This window comes from Bradyrhizobium sp. NAS80.1, from assembly GCF_001908205.1.
Taxonomy (GTDB): Bacteria; Pseudomonadota; Alphaproteobacteria; order Rhizobiales; family Xanthobacteraceae; genus Bradyrhizobium.
Genome location: NZ_LGHL01000405.1, coordinates 1 through 721 on the forward strand (window position 1 = coordinate 1; position 721 = coordinate 721).

Consider the following 721-nt stretch of genomic DNA (forward strand, 5'->3'; position numbering starts at 1 on the left):
ATTGCCACTGTGTCTGCTGCTAACCGTTGTAATGTTTATCAATCGCGAGGTGCCTTAATCGTCAGATCGATCACACACGGCGGCGTCAGACCTATGAATGGTTACCGAAGGGTTGAAGTCTTTTTTAAGGTGTTGAGACGATTCCTGTCGCGAGCTGGGTCTCAAGCGTGGTCTCGATTCAGCGCCGAGCTGGGGCCCAAAGAAAAGGTCGCGCTATCCAATCAACTGTACTTCTGCATTGAACCCTCTGGCTTTACCTTAATGTCCGTCGGAGCCGGCGAAATTCAATCGATGAAGCTCTCGGTCGACGACACTAAGCGCATATTCTCGTCAATCAAGCAGGCGTGCGATGGCCGGGACATCGTAGGGATCAGCGTCGGCGAGCTGTCTTGGACAACGGATGCTCGGTTGAAGTCCAACCCTGAGAAGATAACAATCAAGTTCAATGGGCCGCTAGGAATCACGCGCGAGATAGCGAAGCGAGAAGATGTGGCGAACGCAATCGCCCAGTTCACCTATCGATTTGGACTGAGATAGTCGCCCGTACGTCGGTCTGCTTCTGGCCCATCGCGTCGTTTCGTTGCCGCGCATAAGTAGGTCGCTTTCGGGGCAAAGCAGACATCAGGTAGCGGGCTGGACTAGCTGGCTCGGTCGCGAATGACCCTGGCTGTGTAAAAACGCGAATGATCGAGACACGGCTAGAATTACATTCTTCAGTTCG

At 53.3% G+C, this 721-nt stretch carries 1 protein-coding gene; it reads left to right on the top strand.

The window, feature by feature from the left end; translation table 11 throughout:
- Positions 1 to 537 (top strand): hypothetical protein (locus tag AC629_RS43860; RefSeq protein ID WP_210419239.1); only part of this gene is annotated, 537 nt, incomplete at its 5' end.
- Between the last annotated feature and the right edge of the window lie 184 nt (positions 538 to 721).